The sequence below is a fragment of the Mesorhizobium sp. CNPSo 4671 genome, assembly GCF_057784245.1.
This window is the reverse complement of the sequence record NZ_JBWLUW010000010.1, coordinates 220357-245357: the sequence shown is the minus strand read 5'-3', so window position 1 is coordinate 245357 and position 25001 is coordinate 220357. Positions and strand designations below refer to the sequence as shown.

General features: G+C 64.4%; 24 protein-coding genes. 16 read left to right on the top strand and 8 right to left on the bottom strand.

What is annotated here, in order from left to right:
* Positions 1-4 precede the first annotated feature (4 nt).
* Both AC04SF_RS26355 and AC04SF_RS26350 read right to left on the bottom strand, forming a co-directional pair.
* On the bottom strand, positions 5-1501 hold the full coding sequence (locus AC04SF_RS26355) for an FAD-linked oxidase C-terminal domain-containing protein (protein ID WP_488480165.1): 1497 nt from the start codon (positions 1499-1501) through the stop codon (positions 5-7).
* A gap of 125 nt (positions 1502-1626) precedes the next feature.
* Positions 1627-2949, bottom strand: a complete 1323-nt coding sequence (locus AC04SF_RS26350) for a DUF3422 family protein (RefSeq protein WP_096454489.1) — start codon at positions 2947-2949, stop codon at positions 1627-1629.
* 210 nt (positions 2950-3159) lie between these two features.
* Here AC04SF_RS26350 and AC04SF_RS26345 point away from each other — a divergent pair, with 210 nt between their 5' ends.
* From AC04SF_RS26345 to AC04SF_RS26335, 3 genes are read left to right on the top strand one after another with little or no spacing between them, the layout of a single operon-like run.
* Positions 3160-3963: an FCD domain-containing protein gene (locus AC04SF_RS26345; protein WP_096454487.1), complete on the top strand. Its 804-nt coding sequence runs from the start codon at positions 3160-3162 to the stop codon at positions 3961-3963.
* Positions 3964-3988: 25 nt separating this feature from the next.
* A complete protein-coding gene (locus AC04SF_RS26340) occupies positions 3989-5125 on the top strand; it encodes an alpha-hydroxy acid oxidase (RefSeq protein ID WP_096454485.1) in 1137 nt (378 codons plus the stop codon).
* A gap of 37 nt (positions 5126-5162) precedes the next feature.
* The gene (locus AC04SF_RS26335) at positions 5163-5930 is read left to right on the top strand and encodes a metallophosphoesterase family protein (RefSeq protein ID WP_096454483.1); all 768 of its coding nucleotides are present in this window, start codon (positions 5163-5165) and stop codon (positions 5928-5930) included.
* A 41-nt stretch (positions 5931-5971) separates the two neighbouring features.
* Here AC04SF_RS26335 and AC04SF_RS26330 read toward each other — a convergent pair whose 3' ends face one another.
* Together AC04SF_RS26330 and AC04SF_RS26325 are read right to left on the bottom strand one after the other, a co-directional pair.
* Positions 5972-6112: a hypothetical protein gene (locus tag AC04SF_RS26330; protein ID WP_162034344.1), complete on the bottom strand. Its 141-nt coding sequence runs from the start codon at positions 6110-6112 to the stop codon at positions 5972-5974.
* Positions 6113-6392: 280 nt separating this feature from the next.
* Positions 6393-7091 (bottom strand): type 1 glutamine amidotransferase, encoded by a 699-nt coding sequence (locus tag AC04SF_RS26325; RefSeq protein ID WP_488480164.1) that lies wholly within the window; start codon positions 7089-7091, stop codon positions 6393-6395.
* A gap of 89 nt (positions 7092-7180) precedes the next feature.
* Between AC04SF_RS26325 and AC04SF_RS26320 the strand changes: the two genes are divergently transcribed.
* The 4 genes from AC04SF_RS26320 to AC04SF_RS26305 all read left to right on the top strand — a co-directional run bounded on the left by AC04SF_RS26320 (position 7181) and on the right by AC04SF_RS26305 (position 11217).
* Positions 7181-7828: a hypothetical protein gene (locus AC04SF_RS26320; RefSeq protein WP_488480163.1), complete on the top strand. Its 648-nt coding sequence runs from the start codon at positions 7181-7183 to the stop codon at positions 7826-7828.
* A gap of 31 nt (positions 7829-7859) precedes the next feature.
* Positions 7860-8594 (top strand): 16S rRNA (uracil(1498)-N(3))-methyltransferase, encoded by a 735-nt coding sequence (locus AC04SF_RS26315; protein WP_488480200.1) that lies wholly within the window; start codon positions 7860-7862, stop codon positions 8592-8594.
* Between the two features lie 143 nt (positions 8595-8737).
* Positions 8738-10111, top strand: coding sequence for a glutamate--cysteine ligase (locus tag AC04SF_RS26310; RefSeq protein WP_202351325.1), 1374 nt, complete (start codon positions 8738-8740; stop codon positions 10109-10111).
* Positions 10112-10200: 89 nt separating this feature from the next.
* Positions 10201-11217, top strand: a complete 1017-nt coding sequence (locus AC04SF_RS26305) for a DUF937 domain-containing protein (RefSeq protein WP_488480162.1) — start codon at positions 10201-10203, stop codon at positions 11215-11217.
* A 350-nt stretch (positions 11218-11567) separates the two neighbouring features.
* Here AC04SF_RS26305 and AC04SF_RS26300 read toward each other — a convergent pair whose 3' ends face one another.
* Positions 11568-11858, bottom strand: coding sequence for a DUF1127 domain-containing protein (locus AC04SF_RS26300; RefSeq protein ID WP_488480161.1), 291 nt, complete (start codon positions 11856-11858; stop codon positions 11568-11570).
* 177 nt (positions 11859-12035) lie between these two features.
* Here AC04SF_RS26300 and AC04SF_RS26295 point away from each other — a divergent pair, with 177 nt between their 5' ends.
* Genes AC04SF_RS26295 through AC04SF_RS26285 form a run of 3 tightly spaced genes read left to right on the top strand, consistent with a single transcriptional unit; the run spans position 12036 to position 15748 of the window.
* Entirely contained in the window at positions 12036-12992 is a 957-nt protein-coding gene (locus tag AC04SF_RS26295) for a LysR substrate-binding domain-containing protein (protein ID WP_488480160.1), read from the top strand.
* A gap of 51 nt (positions 12993-13043) precedes the next feature.
* Positions 13044-14609, top strand: coding sequence for an exodeoxyribonuclease VII large subunit (gene xseA / locus AC04SF_RS26290; RefSeq protein ID WP_488480159.1), 1566 nt, complete (start codon positions 13044-13046; stop codon positions 14607-14609).
* Positions 14610-14611: 2 nt separating this feature from the next.
* Positions 14612-15748 carry a DmpA family aminopeptidase gene (locus AC04SF_RS26285; RefSeq protein WP_488480158.1) on the top strand — a complete coding sequence of 379 codons (1137 nt, stop codon included), beginning with the start codon at positions 14612-14614 and terminating at the stop codon, positions 15746-15748.
* Between the two features lie 54 nt (positions 15749-15802).
* Here AC04SF_RS26285 and AC04SF_RS26280 read toward each other — a convergent pair whose 3' ends face one another.
* Positions 15803-16054 carry a hypothetical protein gene (locus AC04SF_RS26280; RefSeq protein ID WP_488480199.1) on the bottom strand — a complete coding sequence of 84 codons (252 nt, stop codon included), beginning with the start codon at positions 16052-16054 and terminating at the stop codon, positions 15803-15805.
* Positions 16055-16450: 396 nt separating this feature from the next.
* Positions 16451-17140, bottom strand: a complete 690-nt coding sequence (locus tag AC04SF_RS26275; protein WP_488480157.1) for an SDR family NAD(P)-dependent oxidoreductase — start codon at positions 17138-17140, stop codon at positions 16451-16453.
* A gap of 39 nt (positions 17141-17179) precedes the next feature.
* On the opposite strand from AC04SF_RS26275, the gene AC04SF_RS26270 reads away from it, so the two are divergent.
* A complete protein-coding gene (locus tag AC04SF_RS26270) occupies positions 17180-17389 on the top strand; it encodes a hypothetical protein (RefSeq protein ID WP_488480156.1) in 210 nt (69 codons plus the stop codon).
* A 36-nt stretch (positions 17390-17425) separates the two neighbouring features.
* Here AC04SF_RS26270 and AC04SF_RS26265 read toward each other — a convergent pair whose 3' ends face one another.
* The gene (locus AC04SF_RS26265; protein WP_488480155.1) at positions 17426-18445 is read right to left on the bottom strand and encodes an isopenicillin N synthase family dioxygenase; all 1020 of its coding nucleotides are present in this window, start codon (positions 18443-18445) and stop codon (positions 17426-17428) included.
* A 561-nt stretch (positions 18446-19006) separates the two neighbouring features.
* Between AC04SF_RS26265 and AC04SF_RS26260 the strand changes: the two genes are divergently transcribed.
* The 5 genes from AC04SF_RS26260 to AC04SF_RS26240 are packed head-to-tail and all read left to right on the top strand — an operon-like array spanning position 19007 to position 24975.
* The gene (locus tag AC04SF_RS26260) at positions 19007-20035 is read left to right on the top strand and encodes a hypothetical protein (protein ID WP_488480154.1); all 1029 of its coding nucleotides are present in this window, start codon (positions 19007-19009) and stop codon (positions 20033-20035) included.
* A gap of 33 nt (positions 20036-20068) precedes the next feature.
* Positions 20069-21361 carry a hypothetical protein gene (locus tag AC04SF_RS26255; RefSeq protein WP_488480153.1) on the top strand — a complete coding sequence of 431 codons (1293 nt, stop codon included), beginning with the start codon at positions 20069-20071 and terminating at the stop codon, positions 21359-21361.
* An 11-nt stretch (positions 21362-21372) separates the two neighbouring features.
* The gene (locus AC04SF_RS26250) at positions 21373-23133 is read left to right on the top strand and encodes a hypothetical protein (protein WP_488480152.1); all 1761 of its coding nucleotides are present in this window, start codon (positions 21373-21375) and stop codon (positions 23131-23133) included.
* 23 nt (positions 23134-23156) lie between these two features.
* Complete coding sequence (locus AC04SF_RS26245; RefSeq protein ID WP_096454456.1) at positions 23157-23831, top strand: hypothetical protein; 675 nt, start codon at positions 23157-23159, stop codon at positions 23829-23831.
* Positions 23832-23871: 40 nt separating this feature from the next.
* On the top strand, positions 23872-24975 hold the full coding sequence (locus AC04SF_RS26240; RefSeq protein WP_096454454.1) for a hypothetical protein: 1104 nt from the start codon (positions 23872-23874) through the stop codon (positions 24973-24975).
* Positions 24976-25001 lie beyond the last annotated feature (26 nt).

Sequence of the window (25001 nt, the reverse complement as noted above, 5' to 3'; positions counted from 1 at the left end):
CCCTTCAAAACCTCGGAATCTCCGGGAACGCCACCTGTCCCCGGTGCACATGCATGCGCCCAAGCTCCGCGCAGCGGCGCAGTTGCGGGAAGACTTTTCCCGGGTTGAGCAGATGGTTGGGATCGAAGGCGCATTTGACGCGCATCTGCTGGTCGAGATCGACCTGGTTGAACATTTCCGGCATCAGGTCGCGCTTCTCGACGCCCACGCCGTGTTCGCCGGTGAGCACGCCGCCGACCTTGACGCAGAGCCGCAATATGTCGGCGCCAAAACTTTCGGCCTTGTCGAGTTCGCCGGGAACATTGGCATCGTAGAGGATCAGCGGATGTAGATTGCCATCGCCGGCGTGAAACACATTGGCGACGCCGAGACCGTATTTCTGCGACAGTTCGCGCATGCCGGCGAGCACACGCGGCAGTTCCTTGCGCGGAATGGTGCCGTCCATGCAGTAATAGTCGGGCGAGATGCGGCCGACCGCGGGAAATGCCGCCTTGCGCCCGGCCCAGAAGCTCAGCCGCTCCTGCTCGGACTGCGAGATGCGGCAGGTGGTCGAACCGTTGCGGATGGCGATCGCCTCGACCGCGGTGATGAGATGATCGACCTCGACACCCGGCCCGTCGAGTTCGACGATCAGCAAAGCCTCGACATCGAGGGGATAGCCGGCATGGACGAAATCCTCCGCCGCGTGAATCGCCGGCCGGTCCATCATCTCCATGCCGCCCGGAATGATGCCGGCGCCGATGATGTCGGCGACGCACTGGCCGCCCTGTTCGCTGGTCGGAAAGCCGATCAGCAGCGCGCGCGCCGTCTCCGGTTTCTTCAATATGCGGACCGTGACTTCGGTGACGACGCCGAGCAGGCCTTCCGAACCGGTCATGACGCCAAGCAGGTCGTAGCCTTCGGCGTCGAGATGGCTGCCGCCCAGCCGCACCACCTCGCCATTCATCAGCACCATCTCGATGCCGAGCACATTGTTGGCGGTCAGGCCGTATTTCAGGCAGTGCACGCCACCGGAATTCTCCGCGACGTTGCCGCCGATCGAGCAGGCGATCTGGGAGGATGGATCGGGGGCGTAGTAGAAGCCCTCCTGCTCGACGGCGGTGGTGATGCCGAGATTGGTGACGCCCGGCTGGGCGACGACGATGCGATTGGGAAAATCGATCGTAAGAATACGGTTGAAACGGCTCATGACCAGCAGCACCGCATCTTCCAGCGGCAGCGCACCGCCGGACAGCGAGGTGCCGGAGCCGCGCGGCACGACGCGGATGTTACGGTCGTTGCAGTATTTCAGCACGCGGGAGACCTGCGCCACCGTCTCGGGCAGAACGACGACCAGAGGCAATTGCCGATAGGCGGTCAGGCCATCGCTCTCGAAGGCGCGCATGGCATTGGCCGCGTCGACCACGCCCTCGCCCGGCACGATGATGCGCATGTCGGCGACGATCTCGTCGCGCCGGCGCATCGTGGCGTCATCTGGTTTCGGCATGGCCAGGCCGGACATCAGCAGCCTCACTTTGCTTGACTGGTCAAAATCTTTTACCAGTGAAGCGTGCCGGTTGCAAATGTTGTGGCGGCGGGAGGCTCCTACGTCCAGCCGAAACAAGCTTCCGCAGCGGCAATCTGCCGCTATTCGCCCGGGTGCTTCGCCGGTTCGGAATGCATCTGGCGCACGCGGCGCACGCCCCACCAGACCAGCAGGATGGCGACCGGCACCGAGGCGGCGGTGACCACCTCGGGTGCGAAAGCATGGCCGAAGATCGAGGCGCCCTTGGCGACATAGCCGATGAGGCCGACGACATAGTAGGAGACGGCGGCGACCGAGAGGCCTTCGACGGTCTGCTGCAGGCGCAGTTGCAGGCGTGCGCGGTTGTTCATCGAGGCGAGCAGGTCGCGGTTCTGCTTCTCGACCTCGACATCGACCCATGTGCGCAGCAGCGTCGTGGCGCGGGTCAGTTTGCGCGACAGGTTGGCCTGGCGCTCTTCGACCGAGCGGCAGGTGCGCATGGCGGGTGCGACGCGGCGCTGCAAAAACCCGCCCCAGGTGTCGTAGCCGGGCACGGCCTCTTCCTCCAGCGCTTCCAGCCGCTCGACGACGATGCCGTCATAGGCGCGGCTGGCGCCGAAGCGGTACAGGCTGGAGGCAGCGTCGGCTTCCAGTTCGGCGGCAAGCTCGGTTAGGTCGGCTAGCAGCGTCTGGCTGTCGCGGGTCTCGGCGACCTTCATTTCCAGCGTGGTCTGGGCCAGCCTGTCCTCGATGCGGCGGGCGCGCCCCGACAAGGTCAGCGCCAAAGGCAGGCCGAGCATGGCGAGCGTCCGGTAGGTTTCGATGTCGATCAGCCGCTGCGACAGCGCCCCGGTGCGCGCCGGCGTCAGGCCGCGGTCGAGCACCAGGATGCGGGTCATACCGTCGCCATCCTGGCGAAAATCGGTGACGATGGCCGCATTGCCGCGCTCGACCAGCGAGTAGCACAGGCTGGTCGGGTCGAAAGCGGCGATCAGCCGCTCGCTCGCCTGCGTCCATTTGCGGATTTCGAGCCGGATGCCGGAAATGACGGTGCCCGGCGGCGAAAAGCCGTTGCCGAAGGGTGTATCCTCCTGCGCCCTGCCGCCTTCGGAAAGCGGGCCTTCCCACAGATAGGTCGAGAATTCCGTGTGCCGCTCCCAGCGCAGCGAGCCCTTGCCCCACTTCATGGCGTGGTGACGGGCCTGGCGGTCGGGCGCGGCGATGCCGAGGCGCCGCGACAGTTCGGAAAGCACGGCATGATCGACGCCGGAGCCACCCTCGGTCATGAAGGCGAGTTGCACCAGGACGCGCGGCTTTTCGATCAGCGGATGCGGCCGGGCATGGACCTCGCCCAGCGCGCCGGGCCGGCCCTCATGCGCGGGGAAACCCATGACGCTGCCCTTGGCGCGCGGCTGGAACTCGAGATTGGACGGGTCGTCTGACACGGCTTGTCCCCCGGGTTTCTGTGAACCCTCTTGCGTTCGCGTCCCTCTAGGGCCAATCGCTTGATGACGCAAACAGCAAAGTTTAGCCGAAGGTGATATGGCATCGCGTGGCGAAACCGACGTGCTTCGACCAATTGGATAAATAATTTGACCAGTTGGCGACGCAGGCTTTATCCTGCGCGACACCGGTTCAATTCCCAGGCACAGCTGTTGAGCGACATTTTTTCCAGGATCGAGCATTCGCGGACCGCTGACGAGGTGGTGCAGCAGATCGAGAGCCTCATCCTCGAAGGCGTGTTGCGCACCGGCGACCGCTTGCCGGGGGAGCGCGAGCTGGCACGCCAGTTCGACGTGTCGCGGCCGATCTTGCGCGACGCGCTGAAGGCACTGGAAGGACGTGGGCTGCTGACGACCAAGGCCGGCGGCGGCACCCATGTCGCCGACATTATCGGCCAGCTGTTCACCAAGCCGGTGGCGGACCTGATTTCGATGCATCGCAAGGCGGTGACCGACTATCTTGAATACCGCCGCGAGATCGAAGGCATAGCCGCCGAATATGCGGCGCGGCGCGCCACCCCGGAGGATCTGGCGCTGCTCGACCGCATCATGGCCCGCATGGACGAGGCGCACCGCACCGGCGATTTCGACGATGAAGCCGAGATTGACGTCGAGTTCCATCAAGCGATCTGCGAATGCGCGCACAACATCCTGCTCTTGCACACGCTGCGCTCCTGCTACCGGCTTTTGTCGGAAGGCGTCTTCCAGAACCGGCTCCTGGTGTTCACCGTGCCCGGCGCGCGCGAGGCGCTGCTGGCGCAGCACAAGGCAATCCACGCCGCGGTCAAAGCCGGCGATCCGGCCGGCGCCCGGCAAGCGGCGATGGACCATATGATTTATGTCGAGCGGTCGATGGCCGAAGCCGAGCGCAGCGGCGACTGGCAACGTGTGTCGCGGCTGAGGCTGCGGCAACGTTCGGAAGCCGCCGATACCGAACCGGCACGCAGACGCTCCTAATCACTTCGATCAAGCGGGAACCATCATGAGCGACATTCTCACCATCGCAGACCTCAAGGATCTCGCGCGCCGGCGCGTGCCCAAGATGTTCTTCGACTATGCCGATTCCGGTGCCTGGACCGAGAGCACCTATCGCGCCAACGAGGAAGACTTCCAGAAGATCAAGTTCCGCCAGCGCGTGCTGGTCGACATGAGCAACCGCTCGCTGGAATCGACCATGATCGGCCAGAAAGTGTCTATGCCGGTGGCGTTGGCGCCGACCGGCCTGACCGGCATGCAGCACGCCGACGGCGAGATGCTGGCGGCGCAGGCGGCCGAGGAGTTCGGCGTGCCTTTCACCCTGTCGACGATGAGCATCTGTTCGATCGAGGATGTCGCCTCGGTGACGAAGAAGCCGTTCTGGTTCCAGCTCTATGTGCTGCGCGACAAGGATTTCGTGCTCGATTTGATCGACCGCGCCAAGGCGGCGAAATGCTCGGCGCTGGTGCTGACGCTCGACCTGCAGATCCTCGGCCAGCGCCACAAAGATGTCCGCAACGGGCTTTCGGCGCCGCCCAAGATGACGCTGGCCAACATCATCGACCTGGCCAGCAAGCCGCGCTGGTGCCTGGGCATAGCCGGCACCAAGCGCCGCACCTTCCGCAACATCGTCGGCCACGCCAAGGGTGTCGGCGACGTCTCTTCGCTGTCATCCTGGACGACGGAGCAGTTCGATCCGCAGCTGTCGTGGAAGGACGTCGCCTGGATCAAGGAGCGCTGGGGCGGCAAGCTGATCCTGAAAGGCATACTCGACAAGGAAGATGCGCTGATGGCGGCCAAAACCGGCGCAGACGCGATTGTGGTTTCCAACCATGGCGGGCGCCAGCTCGACGGAGCATCGTCCTCGATCATGGCGCTGGAAGAGATTGCGGACGCGGTCGGCGACAGAATAGAAGTGCACATGGATGGCGGCATCCGCTCCGGCCAGGACGTGCTGAAGGCGCTCTGCCTCGGCGCCAAGGGCACCTATATCGGCCGCCCATTCCTTTACGGCCTGGGCGCGCTCGGCAAGGAAGGGGTTACCAAAGCGTTGGAAATCATCCGCAAGGAGATGGACATCACGCTGGCTCTGTGCGGAAAGCGTCTGGTCACCGACATGGGCAAGGATCAGCTCCGCCGCTAGTGTCCGGTGACGGCCTGACCATGGAGACCATGAGGCGTTGGCGGAACCCGGCATCCATTTTCTCGACGCGCATGGGCCGGAGGGTGTGCGTCTCTATGCAATCGGCGACGTGCATGGCCGGCTCGACCTGCTGGCCGCCATGCACCAGCGGATCGAGAGCGAGCTGGAATGGAAACCGGCTCGCGACTGGCGGGTGATCCATCTCGGCGACTATGTCGACCGCGGGCCGGACTCCAAGGGCGTCATCGATTTTCTGATCGCGGCCCGAGAACGCGATCCGCGCCATCTGATGCTCGCCGGCAACCACGATATCGGCTTTCTCGATTTTCTGAGAACCCCCGATCCGGAAGGGCTTTTCATGCGCTATGGCGGCGTCCAGACGGCGCTGTCCTATGGCGTGTCGCTGACCGCCGACGCCAGCTGGTTCGGCAAGATGGAGACGATGAGACGGGGACATCAGGCCCTGCTCGAGGCAATGCCGCCAAGCCATGTCGATTTCCTGCGGTCACTGCCGTTCTCGTTAACGTTTAGCGACTTCTTCTTCTGCCATGCCGGCATCAGGCCAGGCATTCCCCTGGACAAGCAGGACCCGCAGGACCTGATCTGGATCCGCGACGTTTTCCACGATCACACCGGCCTGTTCCCGAAGATCGTGGTGCACGGCCACACACCCGTCCCCGAGGCGGAAGTGATGGCCAACCGCGTCAATGTCGACACGCTTGCCTGGCAATCAGGCATGCTGACCGCGCTCGTCGTCGACGGTGCGGACAAACGCATCCTGGAAATGGCGATTAAGGGAGCTTGAGCCCCCGTCGCGTCGCAGAATGCGTCGCGAGCGAGCCGGTTTTAGCGAAGCGAGGCGGTGACGCCGTAGCCGTCGACGGCGTTGTGGTTGTTGGCGGCATCGGCGGAATATATGCCGAGACCGCACAGCACGATGGCGGACAACATGGCAAAGGACAGAAGCGCTGCTTTCACGGACGTCATCTCTTGTTGAGCTTCCTGCATCTGTGCACCAGGCGGTTACCAATGCGTTGAAACGGAGAATTCGCTTCAAAGTTTCGACGATTTCGCGCTTCTAAGCGCGTTCTGTATCGACGGTGTGTCGCACGGGTCACACAAAAGGTTCATCCCGGTTGCACAGCCAATGCAGAGCGCGCGCCTTCTAGGATGGCGGTCGGACACAAGCCAAGGATGAAAGGGGTTTTCCCCAGCCGGTTTCACGGCTGCGTGCCAATTATGTCACGCGGAGCGCGCGGGCAGGCTCTTAGATCGTGGCCACCCAGGCACGGGCAATCGCAATGCCGGCGGCATCGGCGTCGGGTCCGTTTAGGGCCATTTCGCCATCGAGCTTGTCGGCCCAATCGGGATACCGCGAAGCAATGGTCGGGGCGAAGGAAGAGCTCCAGTCCTTCACCATCGGCCGATCAGCCTCGAAATGGAACTGGAAGCCATAGACGGCGCGGCCGAGGCGAAACGCCTGGTTCTCGGCGACTTCGTTGCCGGCGAGCCGCACTGCGTTTTGCGGCAGTTCGAACGTGTCGTCATGCCACTGGAAGATCGGAAATTTTTCCGGCAGCGCGCCCAGCACCGGATCGGCCTTGGCGTCCGGCGTCAGCGAAACACCGTGCCAGCCAAATTCATTGGCGCCGCCGATGCGGTTCTCACCGCCGAACGCGCGGGCGACGAGCTGGCTGCCAAGGCAGATGCCGAGCACGGCGCGGTCCTTGCCGGCAAAATCACGGGTCAGTTCGAGCAATGCCGGAAAATAGGGATACTCATCATCGGCCAGCGCATTCTGGCCACCGCCGAGCACGACCATGGCATCGTGACCGGCAGCGTCGTCCGGCAGCGGATCGCCCTTGTAAGGGAGACGCACATCGAGATCGGCACCGGCCTCGGCAAGTGCGGCGCCAACCTGACCGAGGCCGGTATTGTCGTAGTTCTGAACCACCAGCACCCGCATTCGCAAAACCCTGCTGACATGAAAATGATGTCACGAGCGATATCATGCCGTCTGTATAGCAGCCAAGATGCGCGTCCGGAGAGAAAACTATGCCACTGCAGAACCGGGTCGATCCGTTCGGCGCCATCCACGCCGTGCCCGAGCGCGGCCTGTTCACCGGCAATCGCGGCATCATCCACGATCCCGAGACCAAGACGCTGCTCAGGAAACGCTGGGCGCTTCAGGCATGGATCATCTGTGTGTGCCAATTCCGCAATGTGCGGCGCGAGCCGATGGGCAGAAACCGTCCTGGTGGCAAAGCGGGCTGGACCGAGCTGTTCTTCCTCGACGAGGTGACGGCGCTGGCGGCAGGACACCGCCCCTGTTTCTTTTGCCAGCGCGAACGGGCCAAGGATTTTGTCGGCCGCTTCGGCGAAGCCTTCGGCATCGCCGAGCCGCGTGCCCCGCAGGTCGACAAAAGGCTGCACAAGGAGCGGCTGGCCTCCGGCGGCAAGCCAGCCGTGGTTGTCGTTGAAGACCTTGGCGGCCTGCCGGACGGCGCCATGGTTGTGGACGGCGGCACAGCCTATGCGCTGCGCGGCGGCAAGGCGCTGCGCTGGTCGTTCGCCGGCTATGGCCCACCCGCTGATTTCGGCTTACTCGGCGAAAGGAAGCTTTCGCTGGTCACTCCAGCGACGACGCTCAACGTCTTGCATCATGGCTTTCGACCGGTGTGGCATCCGTCCGCCGAGACTTGACGCCGGCGGCCGGCTCGCCCATTCCTCGGCGATGCGCGCCAATTACAAGATGCAACGTCTGTTCGTGCCTGACGATCTCGGGGCGGATGCCGAGTTCGACGCCGGCCAGCAGCAGAGCCATTATCTTATGCATGTGCTGCGGCTTGGCGAAGGCGCCGAGATCCTGGTCTTCAATGGCCGCGACGGCGAGTGGTCGGCGACCATCGCGATGAAGTCGAAGAAGGCGGTCAAACTCAAGGTTTTGGCCCTGCAACGGCCGCAGCCGCCCCTGCCCGACCTCATCTATTGTTTCGCGCCGCTGAAGCAGGGCCGGCTCGACTATCTCGTGCAGAAGGCGGTCGAGATGGGCGCGGGCATCCTGCAGCCGGTAATCACCCAGCACACACAAGTGGCCAAGCCATCCATCGACCGCCTGCGTGCCAATGTCGTCGAGGCCGCCGAGCAATGCGGCATACTGGCGGTGCCGGACGTACGCGAGGCGGAAAGATTCGAGCGCCTGTTGACCGGGTGGGACAAGGAACGGCGGCTGGTCTTCTGCGACGAGGACGCCTCGACCAACAATCCGCTGCCTGCCTTGCAGGCGGTAAAGGAGAAGAAGCTGGCGCTGCTGGTCGGGCCGGAGGGCGGCTTTTCCGACGACGAGCGCAAGATGCTGCGCGCCCTGCCCTTCGTCACCGCCATTCCGCTCGGCCCCCGCATCCTGCGTGCCGACACGGCGGCCGTGGCGGCACTTGCGGTGATGCAGACAACGGTCGGAGACTGGTAGGACGTCATGTCTTGCAAGAGGCCGCCCGGATCGTGACCTTCAATTCCTCTTGACCTGTGGCTCAGGATTTTTCGCTTGATCGGCTGCTGACATTTCGTCCATTTACCCCCGGCGGTCGCCCGACCGCCTCTGAGGGCTGAACCATGGCGCGCGACACTACCGATTTCCGGCCGATCGAAGACATTGACGAACTCGTCGAGCACCTGGCCGAAGGCAACAAACCGCGCGACAAATGGCGCATCGGCACCGAGCACGAGAAGTTCCCCTTCTACGTCGACGGCAACGCGCCCGTGCCCTATGGCGGCGAGCGCGGCATTCGCGCCATCCTCGAAGGCATGCAGTCGAAGCTGGGTTGGGACCCGATCATCGACGACGGCCGCATTATCGGCCTGGTCGAGCCGACGGGCCAGGGCGCGATCTCGCTGGAGCCCGGTGGCCAGTTCGAGCTTTCCGGCGCGCCGCTGGAGACGATCCATCAGACTTGCCGCGAAGGCAATGCGCATCTGGCGCAGGTGCGCGAGATCGCCGAGCCGATGGGCATCCGCTTCCTCGGCCTCGGCGGCAGCCCGAAATGGTCGCTGGCCGAGACGCCGAAAATGCCGAAGTCGCGCTATGAGATCATGACCCGCTACATGCCCAAGGTCGGCACCAAGGGCCTCGATATGATGTACCGCACCTGCACGATCCAGGTGAACCTCGACTTCGAGAGCGAGGCCGACATGCGCCGCAAGATGCAGGTGTCGCTGAAGCTGCAGCCGCTGTCGACGGCGTTGTTCGCCAATTCGCCCTTCACCGAAAGCCGGCCGAACGGCTTGCAAAGCTGGCGCGGCGACATCTGGCGCGACACCGACAACCAGCGCTCAGGCCTGCTCGAATTCTGCTTCTCGCCCGATTTCGGTTTCGCCGACTATGTCGAATGGGCGCTCGACGTGCCGATGTATTTCGTCATCCGCGACGGCCACTATCACGACATGACGCACATCACCTTCCGCCAGTTCATGGCCGGTGCCGCGCGCAACGAAGTGCCGGACGGGCTGCCGACGATGGGCGACTGGGCGAACCATCTGTCGACGCTGTTCCCCGATGTGCGGCTGAAGCGTTTCCTGGAAATGCGCGGCGCCGACGGCGGACCGTGGCGGCGCATCTGCGCGCTGCCGGCCTTCTGGGTCGGGCTGCTTTATGACGAGGCGGCCCTCGATGCGGCCGAGGCGTTGACCGCGAGCTGGACCTACAAGGAAGTGCTGGCCATGCGCAACGCCGTGCCGGAACTTGGCATTGCCGCGCCCTTCCGCAACACCACGCTGCGCGAGATCGCCCGCGACGTGCTGGCCATTTCGCGCACGGGGCTGAAGAACCGCGGCAAGAAGAACCGCGACGGCTATGACGAAACCTCGTTCCTCAACACTTTGGACGAGGTCATCGCACGCGGCACCACCAGCGCCGAGGAGATGCTTTCGGCCTACCACACGCGCTGGGGCGGCTCGATCGAGCCGGTGTTCATGGAATACGCGTATTAACCGCGAGCTGTCGCGGGCGGCAAAAGCCGCTTCAATCGGGCGTTGAAACGAATTAGGCTCTCCTCTGAGGAATTCAGGAGGAGAAGCCGATGCCTACCTTGTTCGACATGCTGGCGCAGGCGCAGAACGGCAACGGCATGCAGGCGCTTGCCCAGCAATACGGGCTTTCGATGCAGCAGACACAGGCGGCGGTCGCCGCTCTGCTGCCGGCCTTTTCGCAGGGGCTGCAACGCAACACCGCCGATCCTTATGGGCTCGGCGCCTTCATGACGGCGATGGCAAGCGGCCAGCACGCGAAATATTTCGAGGACGCGACCCGCGCCTTCTCGCCGCAAGGCGTCGATGAAGGCAATGGCATTCTCGGACATCTGTTCGGTTCGAAGGACCTGTCGCGCGCCGTGGCCAGCCAGGCGGCGCAAGCGAGCGGCGTCAGCCAGCAGATCCTGCAGCAGATGCTGCCTGCCATTGCCTCGATGGTGATGGGCGGACTGTTCAAGCAGACGACGAACCAAATGCAGGCTGCTGGCGGTTTTGGCGGCGGCAACAATCCGCTCGGCGAGATCATCGAGCAGATGATGCGGCAAGGCGGCGGCATGCAGGCTCCGGCGCCGCAACAGCGCCAGGCCCCGCCATCACCGAACCCGATGGACAACCCGCTCGGTAAGGTCTTGCAGGACATGTTCGGCGGTGGCACGCCCCAGCCGCAGCCGGCGCCCAATCCCTATGGCGACAATCCGTTGGGGAAGGTGCTGCAGGACATGTTCGGTGGTGGCACCCCACAGCCGCAAGGCCGGGCGCAGCCGCAACCCCAGCAGACGCAGAGCCCCTACGGCGACAACCCCCTCGGGAAAATCTTCGAGGAGATGCTGCGCGGAGGTGGTGGAGGTGGTTTCGGCATGCCTGACGGCCAGCCAGCGCCACAACCTCAGGCCCCGCAGCAGCGCCAGGCCCCGCAGCCACAGGCCAATCCGAGCGGCCGGCCAAGGAACCCGTTCGACGATATTTTCGGCAAGATGTTCGAGACCGGCGCCCAGCAGCGTGACGACTACCAGAAGGGCGTGGAAACGATCTTCGACCAGTTCAAGCGGGACATGGACCGGCGGTAAGAAACCCTCGCTTCGTCATCCTGGGGCGAAGCAAGGAGCGAAGCGACGCGGCGCAGACCCCAGGATCCTGTGTGTCTGTCCCATGCTATGTTTGAAGTGGGAAGGAGACCGAGAGGATCCTGGTCGTCCTTTTGAGGACAGGCCGCGGCATGGATCCTTGGGTCTTCGCTCTGCTTCGCATCGCTACGCCCAAGGATGACGAAGCTGAGGCAAAAGAAAAGCCCGGTCCCTTGGGAGGACCGGGCAACGTGCAGGCAGGCCGGCGGGGAACCGGCAGGGAGTGGGGAGCCTGCATAATCCTTGGTCGCGCTGAACCCAAAAAAGGTTCAGCAGGACCGAAACTCAACCGATCAGGCCACCTTGCGGGCGATGTCCTCGACCGTTTCTACGCGATCGCTGGCGATTTCGCGCAGGATCGCCGTCGGGTCTCGGCCGAAAGGCACGTCGATGGCGACATGCAGGTCGGCGCGCGTCAGGCCGATATCGGCGAGCTCGGAATCCGACATCTCGCCAAGGCGGTAGAAGGCGCGACGGTTTTTCCAGGCGCGGTAGAAATTGAAGACGGTATTGGCCACGCGCATCGCAACGGCCGGACGCGAGGTGATGCGCGAGGTCTCGGTGGCGAAATCAAACGTGGTCATGTCGGTCTCCTTCAGTCTCGAACGGACAAAGCCAAGCAGTCGGCGCTGGCGACAGCGGCCGTTCCGGCTTCGATTCACATGCCTTCATGTGGACAATGCCAATTTGCCATCAGCCGATTGATTAATCCAACGAATGTTTCTAATCTTTAGCATCAACACCAGTGATGGATCATGCCGATGAAAGCGCCGCTCGATCTCGATCAGTTGCAGACCTTCATCTCGATTGCCGATACCGGCAGCTTCACCCGCGCAGCCGAAGAGGTGCTCCGCACCCAGTCGGCGGTGTCGATGCAGATGCGCCGGCTGGAGGAGCGGATCGGCAAGCCGCTGTTCGAGAAGGAGGGGCGCACCAACAAACTGACCGAGGAAGGCGACAAGCTGCTCTCCTACGCAAGGCGGCTGCTCTATCTCAACCGCGAAACGCTCGCCGCCTTCGACGACCAGCGGCTCGAAGGCACGATCCGCATCGGCACGCCTGACGACTATGCCGACCGCTTCCTGCCGGAGATCATGGCGCGTTTCACCCGCTCCAATCCGCGTGTCGAGCTGACCGTCATCTGCGAGCCGACGCCGGGGCTGGTCGAGCATATCAAGCGCGGCAATCTCGACCTGGCGCTGGTGACGCACAATGATGTGCGCGGCCAGTCGGAAGTGGTGCGGCGCGAGCCGCTGCTGTGGGTCACCTCGGCCAACCATGCGACGCATGAACAGGAAACGCTGCCGATGGCCTTTGGCCGTCCGAACTGCATCTGGCGGCGCGCCGCCGTCGATGTGCTGGACCAGCAGAACCGCGACTATCGCATCCTGTTCACCAGCTTCTCGGCGACCGTCATCACCGCCGCCGTGCTTTCGGGCCTGGCGATCTCGGTGCTGCCGGAATGCGCGCTCCGGCCCGGCATGCGGGTGCTGGGCGAAGCCGACGGCTTCGGCACCCTGCCCGACTGCCGCATCGGCATCATGCGCGGGCAGACCTCGCGGCCGGAGATCGTCGATGCGCTCGCCCGTCATATCTCGGAGAGCCTGGACAACATCTCGGTGCCACTGGTCGAAGAGACCGGCACGTTCGATTTCGCCGCACTTGCCTACTCCAAGATCAGGCGGACCAAGGCAAACCAGATCCTGCCGGGCTGGTAGGAAGGATCGTGGCGCCTTGACGTGGGGCGCCAACCGGCCCCCAATCGGCCGATGAGCGAAGCAGCATCCGAATCACGCACCAACGCCACCGAATACACGGTGAGCGAGATCTCGGGCGCGCTGAAGCGCACGGTCGAGGATGTGTTCGGCAATGTGCGGGTGCGCGGCGAAATCTCGGGCTATCGCGGGCCGCATTCCTCCGGCCATGCCTATTTCGCGCTGAAGGACGACCGCGCCCGGCTCGACGCCGTGGTGTGGAAAGGCACGATGAGCCGGCTGAAATTCCGCCCCGAGGAAGGGATGGAGGTGATTGCCACCGGCAAGCTCACCACCTATCCCGGCAAGTCCAACTACCAGATCGTCATCGACAATCTCGAGCCCGCCGGCGCAGGCGCACTGATGGCGCTGCTGGAAGAGCGCAAGCGCCGGCTGCAGGCGGAAGGACTTTTCGATGCCGGCCGCAAACGCCGGCTGCCGTTCATGCCGCGCGTCATCGGCGTCGTCACTTCGCCGACCGGCTCCGTCATCCGCGACATCATCCACCGCATCAAGGACCGCTTTCCGCTGCATGTGCTGGTCTGGCCGGTGCGCGTGCAGGGCGAGACGTCAGGCGTGGAAGTCACCAACGCCGTCACCGGCTTCAACGCGCTGCCCTGGGATGGCGCCATCCAGCGACCCGATCTTCTGATCGTCGCGCGCGGCGGCGGCAGCCTTGAGGACCTCTGGGGCTTCAACGACGAGGCGCTCGCCCGCGCCGTTGCCGCCTCCGGCATTCCGGTGATTTCTGCCGTCGGCCACGAAACCGACTGGACGCTGATCGATCTCGTCGCGGATGTGCGGGCGCCGACACCGACGGGGGCGGCCGAAATCGCCGTGCCGGTGAAGGCCGATCTCGAGGCGACGCTGGCCAGCCTTGGCGCGCGGCTCAAGGCAGCCATCGCACGCAATTTCGAACGCAAGCGGCAGGCCGCGCGTGCGGCGGCGCGCGCACTGCCCTCGCCCGATCAATTGCTGGCGCTGCCGCGCCGGCGCCTCGACGAGGCGACATCGAGGCTCGGCCGCGGCCTGTCCGTCAGCGTCGATCGCAAGCGGGCGCGGCTCCAGGGCCAAAGGCTGACGCCGGCCACGCTGTCGCGGCGCATGAACGAAGCGCGCACGCTGACCGGCCGGGACCTCGCCCGGGCGCAGGCGGCGTTCTTTGCCATTGTGCGCGAACGGCGCGCGCGCTTTGCGCGCACCGCGACGCGGCTGTCGCCGGCACCAATCGCACGCCGCCAAAAACTGCAAGGGGACGCCCTGGCGGCGCTCGCCAGGCGGCAGGACCGGGTCATCTCGCTGCGGCTCGAGCGCCTGCGCGGCCAGTTGAGCCAGGCTGAGCGCCTGCTGACCACGCTTTCGCACAAGGCCGTGCTCGCGCGCGGCTTCGCGCTGGTGAAGGACGCCGACGGCGCGGTCATCAAGCAGGCGGCCGACGTGGCATCGGGGATGGCGCTTTCGTTGGAGTTCGCCGACGGCACGGCGGATGCCGTGGCAACCAGTGGTGCGGCGCGGCCGAAGCCGGCTGCCAGGCCGACGGCCAAGGCGAAAGAACCCGGCAATCAGGGATCGCTGTTCTGACCATGACCGACAATCCGCACCATCTGGCAACGCCCAGCGGCAAGCCGCGCGCGCGCGGCTTCGGCATCGGCTTCGACGGAACGCCCGGGCCGTTCAACGCAATCACCGACGTTCCCGGCGTCGCGGTCGGCTATGCGACGCTGATTTCAGGCGATGGCGCGCTGGTGGTCGGCAAGGGGCCGGTCCGCACCGGTGTCACCGCGATCCTGCCCAGGCCGCGTCCCGACCTGGCCACGCCGGTCTTCGCCGGGATTTTCAGCCAGAACGGCAATGGCGAACTGACCGGCTCGCATATCATCGAGGAAACCGGCGCTTTCAACTTCCCGATCACCATCACCAACACGCATTCCTGCGGCGTTTCACGCGATGGCACGCTGCGCTGGATGAACCAGGTGCTGCCGGCCGCGGTCGACAGTGCCTGGGGCCTGCCGGTGGCGGCGGAGACCTATGACGGGTTCCTCAACGACATCAACGGTCACCATTTGACATCAGAGCACGTCGCAGAAGCCCTCGATGGTGCCGCCGGCGGTCCGATCGAGGAAGGCAGCGTCGGCGGCGGCACCGGCATGATCACCTTCGGCTTCAAGGCCGGCTCGGGCACGGCATCGCGCATCGTCGCATGGCAGGGACATTCCTACACGGTCGGCGCCTTCGTGCAGTCGAATTTCGGCAAGCGACGCAATTTTACCCTTCGCGGCCTGCGCGTCGGGCCGGAACTCGTGGAGCCGGCCGTTCGCGAAGGCACGGCGCGCGCCGAAAAGGGCTCGATCATCGCCGTTGTCGCCACCGACGCGCCATTCCTGCCGCACCAGATGAAGCGGCTGGCCCGGCGCGTGCCGCTCGGCGTCGCCATGACCGGCGGCTTCGGCTACCACAGCTCGGGCGACATCTTTCTCACCTTCTCGACAGCCAATCCTGCCGCCGCGCTGGCGCCGTCGGGCCGGATCGCCAAGGCTGATTTCATTCCCGATACAGACATCGATCCGTTTTTCGATGCCGTGATCCAGGCCGTGGAGGAATCGATTCTCAACGCCCTGGTCGCCAATGACGACATGACCGGACGCGACGGCAATTTCGTGCCGGCGCTGCCGAAGACTTGGCTGAAAGAAAAGTTTGGGCTGAAAGAAAAGTTCGTCTGAGACGAAAACGCGGGCCGAAGGGCCCGCGCATTCAGACAGAATGGCCGTTAAAATCTATTCCGCGGCGTTGCTGGCCGCCTGCTGGTGTTCATCGGCCTCGGCGGCTTCCTCCAGCCGGGAGGCAATGAGTTCCTGGATGTCGCCGACTTCTTCCTGGATGTCCTCCAGGGGAATTCCGACTTCCGCAGCTTTGGCGGCACATTCCCTGGCCAATGTCTCGGCCTGCTTGTCGATCCTGGCCTGGGACTGGCAATGGACCTTTTCGCCGATCCATCCCCGCAAGAACTCGATCGCGTGTTCACTCATACTGCTGTTCCCTGGCGGCAAAGCCGGTTGGTAATCATAAACGTCGGCATCCCGCAAAGGATGCATCCTGCCATTCCAGCCGAGTCGCGGCCAGCCGGCAAGTCAATGCCGTCCAAGGTCCACAGAGCCGAAGGAAATCGAGGGGTGAAGAACATTTTCTGATTCTGAAGGACTGTACCGTTGGCGGGATCTGGCCCGCTCCGAGCAATTGCTTCTACCTGTTACGGCTTTCAGTCCGTTTCTTAATCTCAAGGGCCGTCGCTGCAGCCGCCTTTTGACGTTGCGCCTCAAGGCGTGAGCCAGCGAAGCCGACGCTATATAGTGATATCCTCATGCAATGTCGACTCCTCCCAACCGTGCCCACAGCTTGCACCAAAGTCGCACCCGCGCACCCCTTCAGAAGGTCTCGACCCAGGGCCTGAGCTCCATTTCCCATGTCCAGGCGCTGCGGTGCTGGCGATGGATCGAGAGATAGGCTTCGGCGATCGCGTCCGGCGACAGCCGGCGATCCTGTGGCTCGGTCTCCTGCCCGGACCCGGCCGAGGCAATGGCCCCATCGATGATGAAATGCGCGACGTGGATGTTCTTCGGCGCCAGTTCACGAGCCATGGACTGGGCCAGCCCCCGCAAGCCGAATTTCGGCATCGCGAAACCTGCGGAGCCGGCGAAGCCCTTCACGCTGGCCGTTGCACCGGTGATGAGAATCGAACCCGAGCCTAGAGCCACCAACCGGCGGGCCGCCTGCTGGCCGACCAGGAAGCCGCCATAGGCGCCGACCAGCAAAGCCTGCCGGACCGCCTCAGGGTCGAGCTCGGCTATCGGTCCGCGGGCGCATCCGCTGGCGTTGAAAACCACCAGCGAGAGCCGGCCGGCCTTGTCGGCGACATCGAACAGGTGCTCCACCGACGCGGGATCGGAGACATCCGTTGCCACGGCCTGCGCACCGGTCTCAGCCTGCAAGGCACCGAGTTTCTCAATGTTACGGGCAGCCAGAACGACGCTGAACCCTTCCTTCGCGAGGAGGCGCGCCAGCGAGGCGCTCAAGCCGGAGCCCGCACCGGCGATGACGGCGACATTGGATCTCATGAGATTCCCTCCTTCTTTCCGATGGCAGGCGAACGAGTTGTGGCGGAGCTTGCCGGATCAGCACGGCGGCGGCAACGCGACGGCACCAAGAAAAAGGCCGGGCGCGAAAACGGCCCGGCCAAAAAGAAGGTCAAAACCTTCAGAGGGGAACACCGCTCGGCGAAATGGGAGGAAAACACCGAACGGATTCTTCTCTTTTGGACCGATTCTCGGGCAGATACGACGAACGGTTTTCTAAAGATCGGTTAGAATGGCGAAAATCCTGTCCTTTCTTCGCCAGCAAGCTCAGCCAACCCGGCTTTCCCCTTCGAGCAGATCCGCATAATGGCGGCGCGCGACGTCGGGATGCGAGCGCAACCGGCTTTTCAGCACATTGGTGCCGACATCGCGAAACAGCGGGTTGTCCGGATCGCTTGCCGGCCCGCGCGCCTGCGCCGCCAGTTCATCGGAAAGGCCAAGCAGCGGTATCGTCGCATCGAGCCTGGCGCTGAAGAAGAACGGCACCGAAATGCGCTCGACGCCGGCGGGCGGCGTCACCACGCGATGCACGGTCGCGCGCAGATAACCGTTGGAGGCCAGTTCGAGCAATTCGCCGATGTTGACGACGAGCGTGCCGGGAATCGGGTCCACATCCACCCAGCTGCCATCATAGTCGACCTGCAGCCCCTTATTGTCGTCCTGGAGCAGCAGCGTCAGGAAACCGCCATCCTTGTGCGCGCCGACACCCTGGTCGCCGCCGGTCGCATCACGGCCGGGGTAGCGTACGATCTTCATGCGATGGTTGGGCTCGCTGCTGTAGATCGGGTCGAACGCGTCCTCGGGCTGATCCAGCGATTGCGCGAAGGCCTTCAGCAACCGGATCGCCACGGCCGTCACCTTGCTCTGCCAGGCAAGCAATGCCGGTTTGAGATCCGGCAGCGCCGGGGGCCACTGGTTCGGCCCCTGCAGCCGTGTCCAGGCGGGAATCCCCGGCCCTTGCGCGATTGCCTGGCGTTCGACGCCGATGTCGAGCTGTTCGCGCCAGTCCTCCTTGCCCTTGGTCAGTTCGCCGCCGGCGCGGGTGTAGCCGCGAAACTGCGAGGACTTGACCATCTCGATCGCCAGCTTGTCGGCCTCAGGCAAGGCAAAGAACTGGCGCGATGCCGTGAGCACCTCGTTGATCTCCGCCCAGGAGATGCCATGTCCGGCCAGATAGAAAAAGCCGATGTCGCGCGAAGCGGAGCGCAAGTCCGCCAGAAATGTCCGGCGCTCCGACGCACCCTGTTCAAGACGGCTCAGATCGAGCACAGGCACTATTCTGGGCATATCAGGCTCCTTCCTGGCGTGTTCCGGGCGTTGCTTGAGACCGCCACCAGGAAAACCCAGTCGATTTGAACATGCAGGCACATTTCAGCGACCATAGCCGCCGTCAACGCGCGCAAGTTTCATCGACTTCGGATTGCCGGGAAAGAAACGATCGGCCTTTCGTCGCGACCGCGACGAACAATTTTTCCATTCGCACGGGGGGCTTGATGATGATGGCTGCTCATTCAGGAAATATGCACGTTCGGAGCGGAAGCTGCGGCGCATCCCACCAAGCTTTCAATCCAGGTATTTCGCAACCACCGGATTGATCGGCCGCACACGATGGCTATCTGCGCCGAAAATCAAACTCTATTAAAATTGATATTAAATAATATTTGTATTATTACTATAGATACGCACAAAATATTTCGCCTGAATAGTCACTTATATTGACGACCATCTTTGAGCTACCCGGTCCTGCCGACTTGAGAGCCATCGTGCCAGGGCAGACTATCCCAACCGGCGTTAATCGCTTTGGTCCCGCTTCCCTGAGGGGCCGATCGCTCAAGAGGAGATCTCGAGATGGACGGGTATGACGAATCGATGTTCGACGACCTAGCCTTTGATGAAGCGGAAGGCCCCGCCGACAGCTACGATGAATTCGACGAAATGGACGAGGGCGACGGCTTCGACGGCGCCGATGAGGCCGACGAAGGCGACGAGTTTGACGCTGGCGACGAGTACGAGGCTTCGGGCTTCGACGATATGGACGCCGGCGATGAATTCGACGAGGGCGACGACTTCGACGAGGGCGACGACTTCGATGAAGGCGACGACGACGGCTGGGACCAGGCTCTCGGCTTCGCGCTTGCCGCCGAAGACAGCGACGAGTTCTTCCGCCGCATTGCCCGTGGCATCCGCGGTGCCGTGCGCACCGTGCGCCGCGCCGCGCCCACCATCGGTCGTATTGCCCGCGCCGTGGCACCCGTCGCCAGCCTTATTCCCGGCGTTGGCACGGCCATAGGCGGCGTCGCCAATGTCGTCGGCCAGTTGATGGCGGACGAGGCTTCCGAGGACGAGGCGCTCGACGCCTTCGCCGAACTCGCGGTGCGCAACCGCGCCGCCATCCCGCTGGTCGCCGGGCTTGCCGCCCGCCGCGTGCTTGGACCTGCCGCCGCGCGCATGCCGGCGGCAGCGCGCGTGCAGGCGGTGCGAACCGTGCGCCGCGCCGCGACCCAGCTCGTCAACCGCGGCGGGCCGGCTGCGATCCGCGCCCTGCCGCGCATCGCCAACAGTGTGCGCCGCACGGCGGTCACCCGCCGCACGCCACCTTCGGTCCGGCCCATGGTGCTGGCACGCACGGCGCGCCGCGTCGCGGCACGCGGGCATGGGCTGCGCCGGCAGCTGACGCAGCCGCTGCAGAGAGGGCGGCGGATCGTGCGCCGCACGGCCACGGCCGTCCGCTCCGGCATGGCGCCAGCACGCAACCTGGCGCGCGCCGCCGGGCGGGCACTTGGCGGCCTGGCGGGTGTTCCGGGCGGTTATGGTGGCGGGCGCAGACGGCGTATCGTCATCCGTGGCCCGGTCAGCATCACCATCCGGCCCAACTGAAACCCCGTCGGTGCAAGAAGAAGGATCGAGGCGATGCGCGCTGGTTCTTCGACCAGGCGGTTCCTGGACACCAAGCTGCGGGCGCTGAAAGCGCGCGCGCAGCGCCTGAATCGCCTGACGCCGCGGCGCATCGGGCTGCGTCCCGAAGACCTGCCCTATGCGCCGTCACGGGCTCACTTCCATGCCGCCAACAAGCGGCTGGCGGCCATCGGCAACGCCATCAACCGGCACATCGCCGAGATCGAGCGCGGCTGGCCGCCGGCAACGGCGCAGGCCGCACTCACTCAGATGGCGATGCTCGACCGCAGGATCGACAGGCTGCGCCGCACCTTCGGCATGTTCTTCGAGGTCATGTCGCAGCGTGGCTCCGGCTTCGCCCCGGCGCTCGCCGCCCACGACGCGATCGCGCTCGATTGCTACACGGTTGTCCGCGCCGCCTTGCCGGGCGTGTTCGGCGGCCCGCTGCTGAAGCCGCTGACCTATATGGAACATGGCTATTCGCCGGCCACGCAGCGCCGTGGGGTAGCGCTGGCCCGGCTGCTTGGCGACAGCAATCCGTTCCCGGTCATCCGCGTGCCTTGGGACCGCGACAATCCCTGGCAGTCGGTCTTCCTGCATGAGGTCGCCCACAATCTGCAGGCCGATATGGGCCTATGGCAGGAGAACGCTCAAGCGGTCGGCAACCGGCTCGCCTCGATGCGTTTCGACCCGCTGGTGGTGACGATACTGCGCCGCTGGCACAAGGAGATTTTCGCCGACCTGGCGGCACTTTTGCTGGGCGGCACGGCATCGGTCTGGGGCATGATGGAGTTCCTCGCCCACCCAGGCGCACGTGCCTTGACCTATCGCCCGGGCGGCGCCCATCCGACCGGCTGGATCCGGGTGCTGATCCTGACCGAGATGCTGCGGCGCATGGGATTTGCCGCCGAGGCTGCGCGCGCCGAACGCGTCTGGCGAGGCCTTTACAATCCGGCAAGGGGGCACCGGCTGCCGCCGGCCCTGCTCGCCGCCGCGCCGCGCGTCATCCCGGCTGTCGTCGACGAGATCGCCTACCAGCCGCGGCGCGGCCTGGGCCAGCACGCGCTGGCCGATGCCATTCCTTTTTCGCGCGCCGACGAAGCCCGCATCCGGCGCGGCGGCATCCTGATCGCGGCGGGGCAAGTCCCCGACCTGCCGCCACGCTTTCTTGTGTCGGCCAGCCGCTTTGCGCTGGAGGCCGGCGCCGAACCGGACGCCATTGCCAAGCTCGTCATCAGGAGCCTGGCCCAGCGCCAGGCAAGCCGACGGCCTGCCGCGCAACCGTCCCCAGCCGCACTCGTAGCATGAGGTGAGATGTCATGGCCGACCTGTTTACCACCGCCGCCAGCCCGGTCCCGAAGTTTCGGTCGCCCGCCACGGTCGCCGTCGACAATCTGCTGCGCAAGACGCTGCGCGTCAGTGATCCGCGCGATCCCGACCAGATCGCCAACGCGCTCTTGAATTTCTATCCGCAGGAAGCGGACAGGGACCGCCGCGAACGCGAAGGACTGCCCTATTCGAGCGTGCCCGATTATGTGCCGCAGGTCCGGAATACCGGCCCATCCTCCGTCGAGATGGCGCAGGCGCAGGATGACCTCGAACGCGATCTGCAGACACTTTCAACCTCATCGCCGCTGAAGGACATCCGCATCGAGATGATTGGTTGGGGACGCTCGATCCGTCAGCTCGCCAATGACGGGCTGGCGGCCGCACGCCTAGCGCTGGATTCGGTCAACCACGACCGGGCCATGTCGGCGCGACGCCAGCTCGGCGAATATTCGCGGCTGGCCCGCTATGTCGGCACGCTGACCGACGGCAGCGCCATCCTTTTCCGGCGCTTTGCCCAAAGCTGCGACGTCCTGGCGGGGCTGATCCTTGTCGCCATCGGCGAGGGACTGGCATCCAACGGCATCACCCGCAGCACCGCGATCGTGCGGTCAGCGGCCGGTGAACTGCAGGCGCGCCGCAACGCCGTCATCATGGCACTGCGCAGCCTGACCGGCTCGGTCGAAAGCGCGCTCGGCCAGGAGGACTGGCCGCGTGGCATCGAAGCCTACCGCAACCTGGTGCAGCAACTGGAGGCGGGCGGCCAGGCAGATCTGCGCGCGCTGCTGGAGGAGAACGCGCTGTCACAGGCGATGGACGATCTGGTCGACCTGTCGACCGGAGCAAGTGTCGAGGGCCTGCGTGAATTGTCGACGGCGTCTGCGATGCTCGTTCACCGCTTCCAGCGCCTGATCCAGTTTGGCCAGAGCATCCCGGTTCCGATCGACGTGCCTATCACGTCAGGTCCGCCGGAATCGCCGCCGCTGGTGGCGTTCGTCTCCAGCCTGCAGCTCTTCGTCGATGCGTTCGTCGCCAAAGGCAGCTCGCGGCTGCTCTATGTCGCTCGGCCGCCGATCATCGTCTACGGCCTCTACGGCGCGGGCGGCCCCGACCAAGGCGCCATCCGCCTGATGAACCTCACCATCGCGCGCGGCTTCCTGCTCGAGCAGGTCGACTGTTTCGCCGGCTGTGGTTGCGACGATGACGACATCAGCTGCCAGGTGCTGCTGGACTACATGCTGTTCCTGCTCGACAGGGCGATCGATCTCTATGCGGTCGGCACCGATCCAGACGGCCTCGGCGAACAGGAGAGGCGGGCGACCGCCGTCGGCATCGTCGTCGACGCGGTGCTGGAACTAACCGACCAGTTGCAGAACCCCGGCGTGCTTCTGTGCGAATTCAGCGATAAGCTGAAGAGCAAGCTCGGCACGATCTCCGGCGAATTGCTCAACCCGTTCGGTGGTCCCGGCGCCTGGGATTCGAGCCTGAAAGGGCTGATGGTGCGTGAGTTGCGCACCTTCTACCAGGCGGAGGACCAGACCGAGCGCCTGGTGCGGTCGCTGACCCCACAATGCGACTTCAACGTCTTCAATTTCCGCAACAACCAGTCGCTGATCCGCTGGATGATCCGCCGGATCCTCGCCGATACGTTCGGCCAGGGCACCAATCTGCCGAGCCCGGTCCAGATGCCGTCGCCGATCGCCAGCTCGATGGCGAGCATGGGGCAGAACCGTCCCGACTACTGGTCGGCTTGAGCAGGCAGGAGAGGAGCAGGACAATGGCTGCGAAAATTCCGTTTCCCTACCATCCGGCCAACAAGTTCCACGCCGGGGTCAAAGCCCGCTTCGAAGTAGAGGCCGAGACGCCGCAGTCGATCGATCTGTTGACCGAGAAAGTCGACAGCAGCAGCAAGGGGACCCAGAAGGCCATCGGCGACGTTGCCAAGGCAATCAAGGGGTTCCCCGACGGCGAACAATCGAAGGCCTTCGACCGCTTGACCGTGGCGATCGAAGCCATTGCCACCACGCTGAAGAACCAGCCCAATGGCGACATTATCGACAAGAAGCTTGGCGAGATCGGCAAGGCGATCGACAGGCTGGACGAAACGGTTCAGTCGCTTGGCCTGCGCGACAAGGACAATGTCACCGCGCTCTATGCTGCGGCCGTCGACACATCAGGCGATATCGTCGGCCGGACAATCGCAGGGCGCTGGTTCAACCAGGCGAAATTCGCATCGTTGCAGGAGATCGTGGCATTCCAGAAGGGCAAGCCCCTGGAAACCCGGCGCAACGAATTCGTGAGACGCGTCCGCGACGCCAACACTTTCAGCACTGGACTTCCCACAGTTGTGACCGACAGCGAACTGGCGCGCTTCTTCGACCTGGCGCCAGCCGTATTGAACGCCATTGCCGCCAGCCAGGACGCAGCGTCCGGCGAGCCGCCCAAAGCCTGAAAAACCGTGAGCCGCCAATTCGAGCAACATGAGGTCTGTTATGGCTAGCGAATCCAATGAGGTCATCCAACGGCTGTTCCAGCGCTTCTTCAGGGACGAACTGCCCGGATTGTCGCCGGCGGACCGGGCTGCTTTCGAAAGCGAGTTCGAGGGCCGCTATGGTGAACTGCTTGATCGGTCGTCCAGTTCGACGACCACCAGCTTCGCGGATCTGGTCGGCTTCGGCGATGGACCGGTCAAGCCATTCGATGCGCTGCAGATGCCGCTGCTGCGCAATGATTTCGACGAATCCATCATCCCGCCACAGCTGCAGGCTTCGGCCGAACTCTACTACATCTACCAGATGGACCGCATGAAGCTGTTCCAGGTGGTCGATGTGCTGCGCCGGCTGTTCCAGAACGGGCAGATCCGTATCCAGCGCGGCCCTGGCGCCCGCGGGCTCTACATCCTCGAGAAGTGGCGGCCGATCCGCTACAAGCGCCGCGACCGGCTGATTGCCTACCGCCGTGTCTTCAATTATGGCCGCGCGCCGGTGCCCTCGGGCGCGATCGTCAACCGCAGCTTCCACTTCATGCTGGTCGCCTTCATGAACGCGATGTCGCAGTATTTCCAGGACCTGACGATCGGCCAGGTCATCCGTGGCAGTTCGACCATCAACGACCGGCCATTCGCCGCACTGGCCACGGTGCAGCGCGTCGGCACGGACCTGCGCTACCATCTCGATCGTTCGAGCTACGGCAACATCCTCGCGCTGACGCGGGAAACCGGCCAATACGTGCAGCAGATCTTCGAGCTGTTCGACGCGCCCGATATCAAGAAATCCTTCGACGCCAACACCAAATGGGATGTTATCGAAGCCGTCGCCAACCGGCACCTGGGCGGTGCGGCCGAGATGTCGCAGCGCGCCAAGATGGCGGATGCTGGGCGCAGGACGTTGCAATATATCGCCGAGAACGATTTCCGCACGACGATCACGCCGGCCGAATTCGACGCCGACGCAAAGAAGATGGGTTCGCAAGCCGATGCATGGCTCGCCGCCTACCGGCTGACGCGCGAAGGGCGCCGCTTCCCCGGCCTCGATGGCGATCGTGTGCATTGGTCCTACGGGCTCAATCGCAACACCGCCTCGCGCATAGCCGCCTGAACCGTTGGAGCTGTTCAGCGCCGCGC

What these genes read in the sequence shown, in the direction of transcription:
- AC04SF_RS26310 (WP_202351325.1), top strand. Translation starts at nt 8,738, where the DNA reads ATGGCGCGCGACACTACCGATTTCCGGCCGATCGAAGACATTGACGAA.
- AC04SF_RS26280 (WP_488480199.1), bottom strand. Translation starts at nt 16,054, where the DNA reads ATGAGTGAACACGCGATCGAGTTCTTGCGGGGATGGATCGGCGAAAAG.
- AC04SF_RS26240 (WP_096454454.1), top strand. Translation starts at nt 23,872, where the DNA reads ATGGCTAGCGAATCCAATGAGGTCATCCAACGGCTGTTCCAGCGCTTC.
- xseA (WP_488480159.1), top strand. Translation starts at nt 13,044, where the DNA reads ATGAGCGAAGCAGCATCCGAATCACGCACCAACGCCACCGAATACACG.
- AC04SF_RS26315 (WP_488480200.1), top strand. Translation starts at nt 7,860, where the DNA reads ATGCGCGCCAATTACAAGATGCAACGTCTGTTCGTGCCTGACGATCTC.
- AC04SF_RS26250 (WP_488480152.1), top strand. Translation starts at nt 21,373, where the DNA reads ATGGCCGACCTGTTTACCACCGCCGCCAGCCCGGTCCCGAAGTTTCGG.
- AC04SF_RS26285 (WP_488480158.1), top strand. Translation starts at nt 14,612, where the DNA reads ATGACCGACAATCCGCACCATCTGGCAACGCCCAGCGGCAAGCCGCGC.
- AC04SF_RS26325 (WP_488480164.1), bottom strand. Translation starts at nt 7,091, where the DNA reads ATGCGGGTGCTGGTGGTTCAGAACTACGACAATACCGGCCTCGGTCAG.
- AC04SF_RS26300 (WP_488480161.1), bottom strand. Translation starts at nt 11,858, where the DNA reads ATGACCACGTTTGATTTCGCCACCGAGACCTCGCGCATCACCTCGCGT.
- AC04SF_RS26275 (WP_488480157.1), bottom strand. Translation starts at nt 17,140, where the DNA reads ATGAGATCCAATGTCGCCGTCATCGCCGGTGCGGGCTCCGGCTTGAGC.
- AC04SF_RS26320 (WP_488480163.1), top strand. Translation starts at nt 7,181, where the DNA reads ATGCCACTGCAGAACCGGGTCGATCCGTTCGGCGCCATCCACGCCGTG.
- AC04SF_RS26255 (WP_488480153.1), top strand. Translation starts at nt 20,069, where the DNA reads ATGCGCGCTGGTTCTTCGACCAGGCGGTTCCTGGACACCAAGCTGCGG.
- AC04SF_RS26245 (WP_096454456.1), top strand. Translation starts at nt 23,157, where the DNA reads ATGGCTGCGAAAATTCCGTTTCCCTACCATCCGGCCAACAAGTTCCAC.
- AC04SF_RS26330 (WP_162034344.1), bottom strand. Translation starts at nt 6,112, where the DNA reads ATGACGTCCGTGAAAGCAGCGCTTCTGTCCTTTGCCATGTTGTCCGCC.
- AC04SF_RS26340 (WP_096454485.1), top strand. Translation starts at nt 3,989, where the DNA reads ATGAGCGACATTCTCACCATCGCAGACCTCAAGGATCTCGCGCGCCGG.
- AC04SF_RS26355 (WP_488480165.1), bottom strand. Translation starts at nt 1,501, where the DNA reads ATGTCCGGCCTGGCCATGCCGAAACCAGATGACGCCACGATGCGCCGG.
- AC04SF_RS26295 (WP_488480160.1), top strand. Translation starts at nt 12,036, where the DNA reads ATGAAAGCGCCGCTCGATCTCGATCAGTTGCAGACCTTCATCTCGATT.
- AC04SF_RS26260 (WP_488480154.1), top strand. Translation starts at nt 19,007, where the DNA reads ATGGACGGGTATGACGAATCGATGTTCGACGACCTAGCCTTTGATGAA.
- AC04SF_RS26305 (WP_488480162.1), top strand. Translation starts at nt 10,201, where the DNA reads ATGCCTACCTTGTTCGACATGCTGGCGCAGGCGCAGAACGGCAACGGC.
- AC04SF_RS26265 (WP_488480155.1), bottom strand. Translation starts at nt 18,445, where the DNA reads ATGCCCAGAATAGTGCCTGTGCTCGATCTGAGCCGTCTTGAACAGGGT.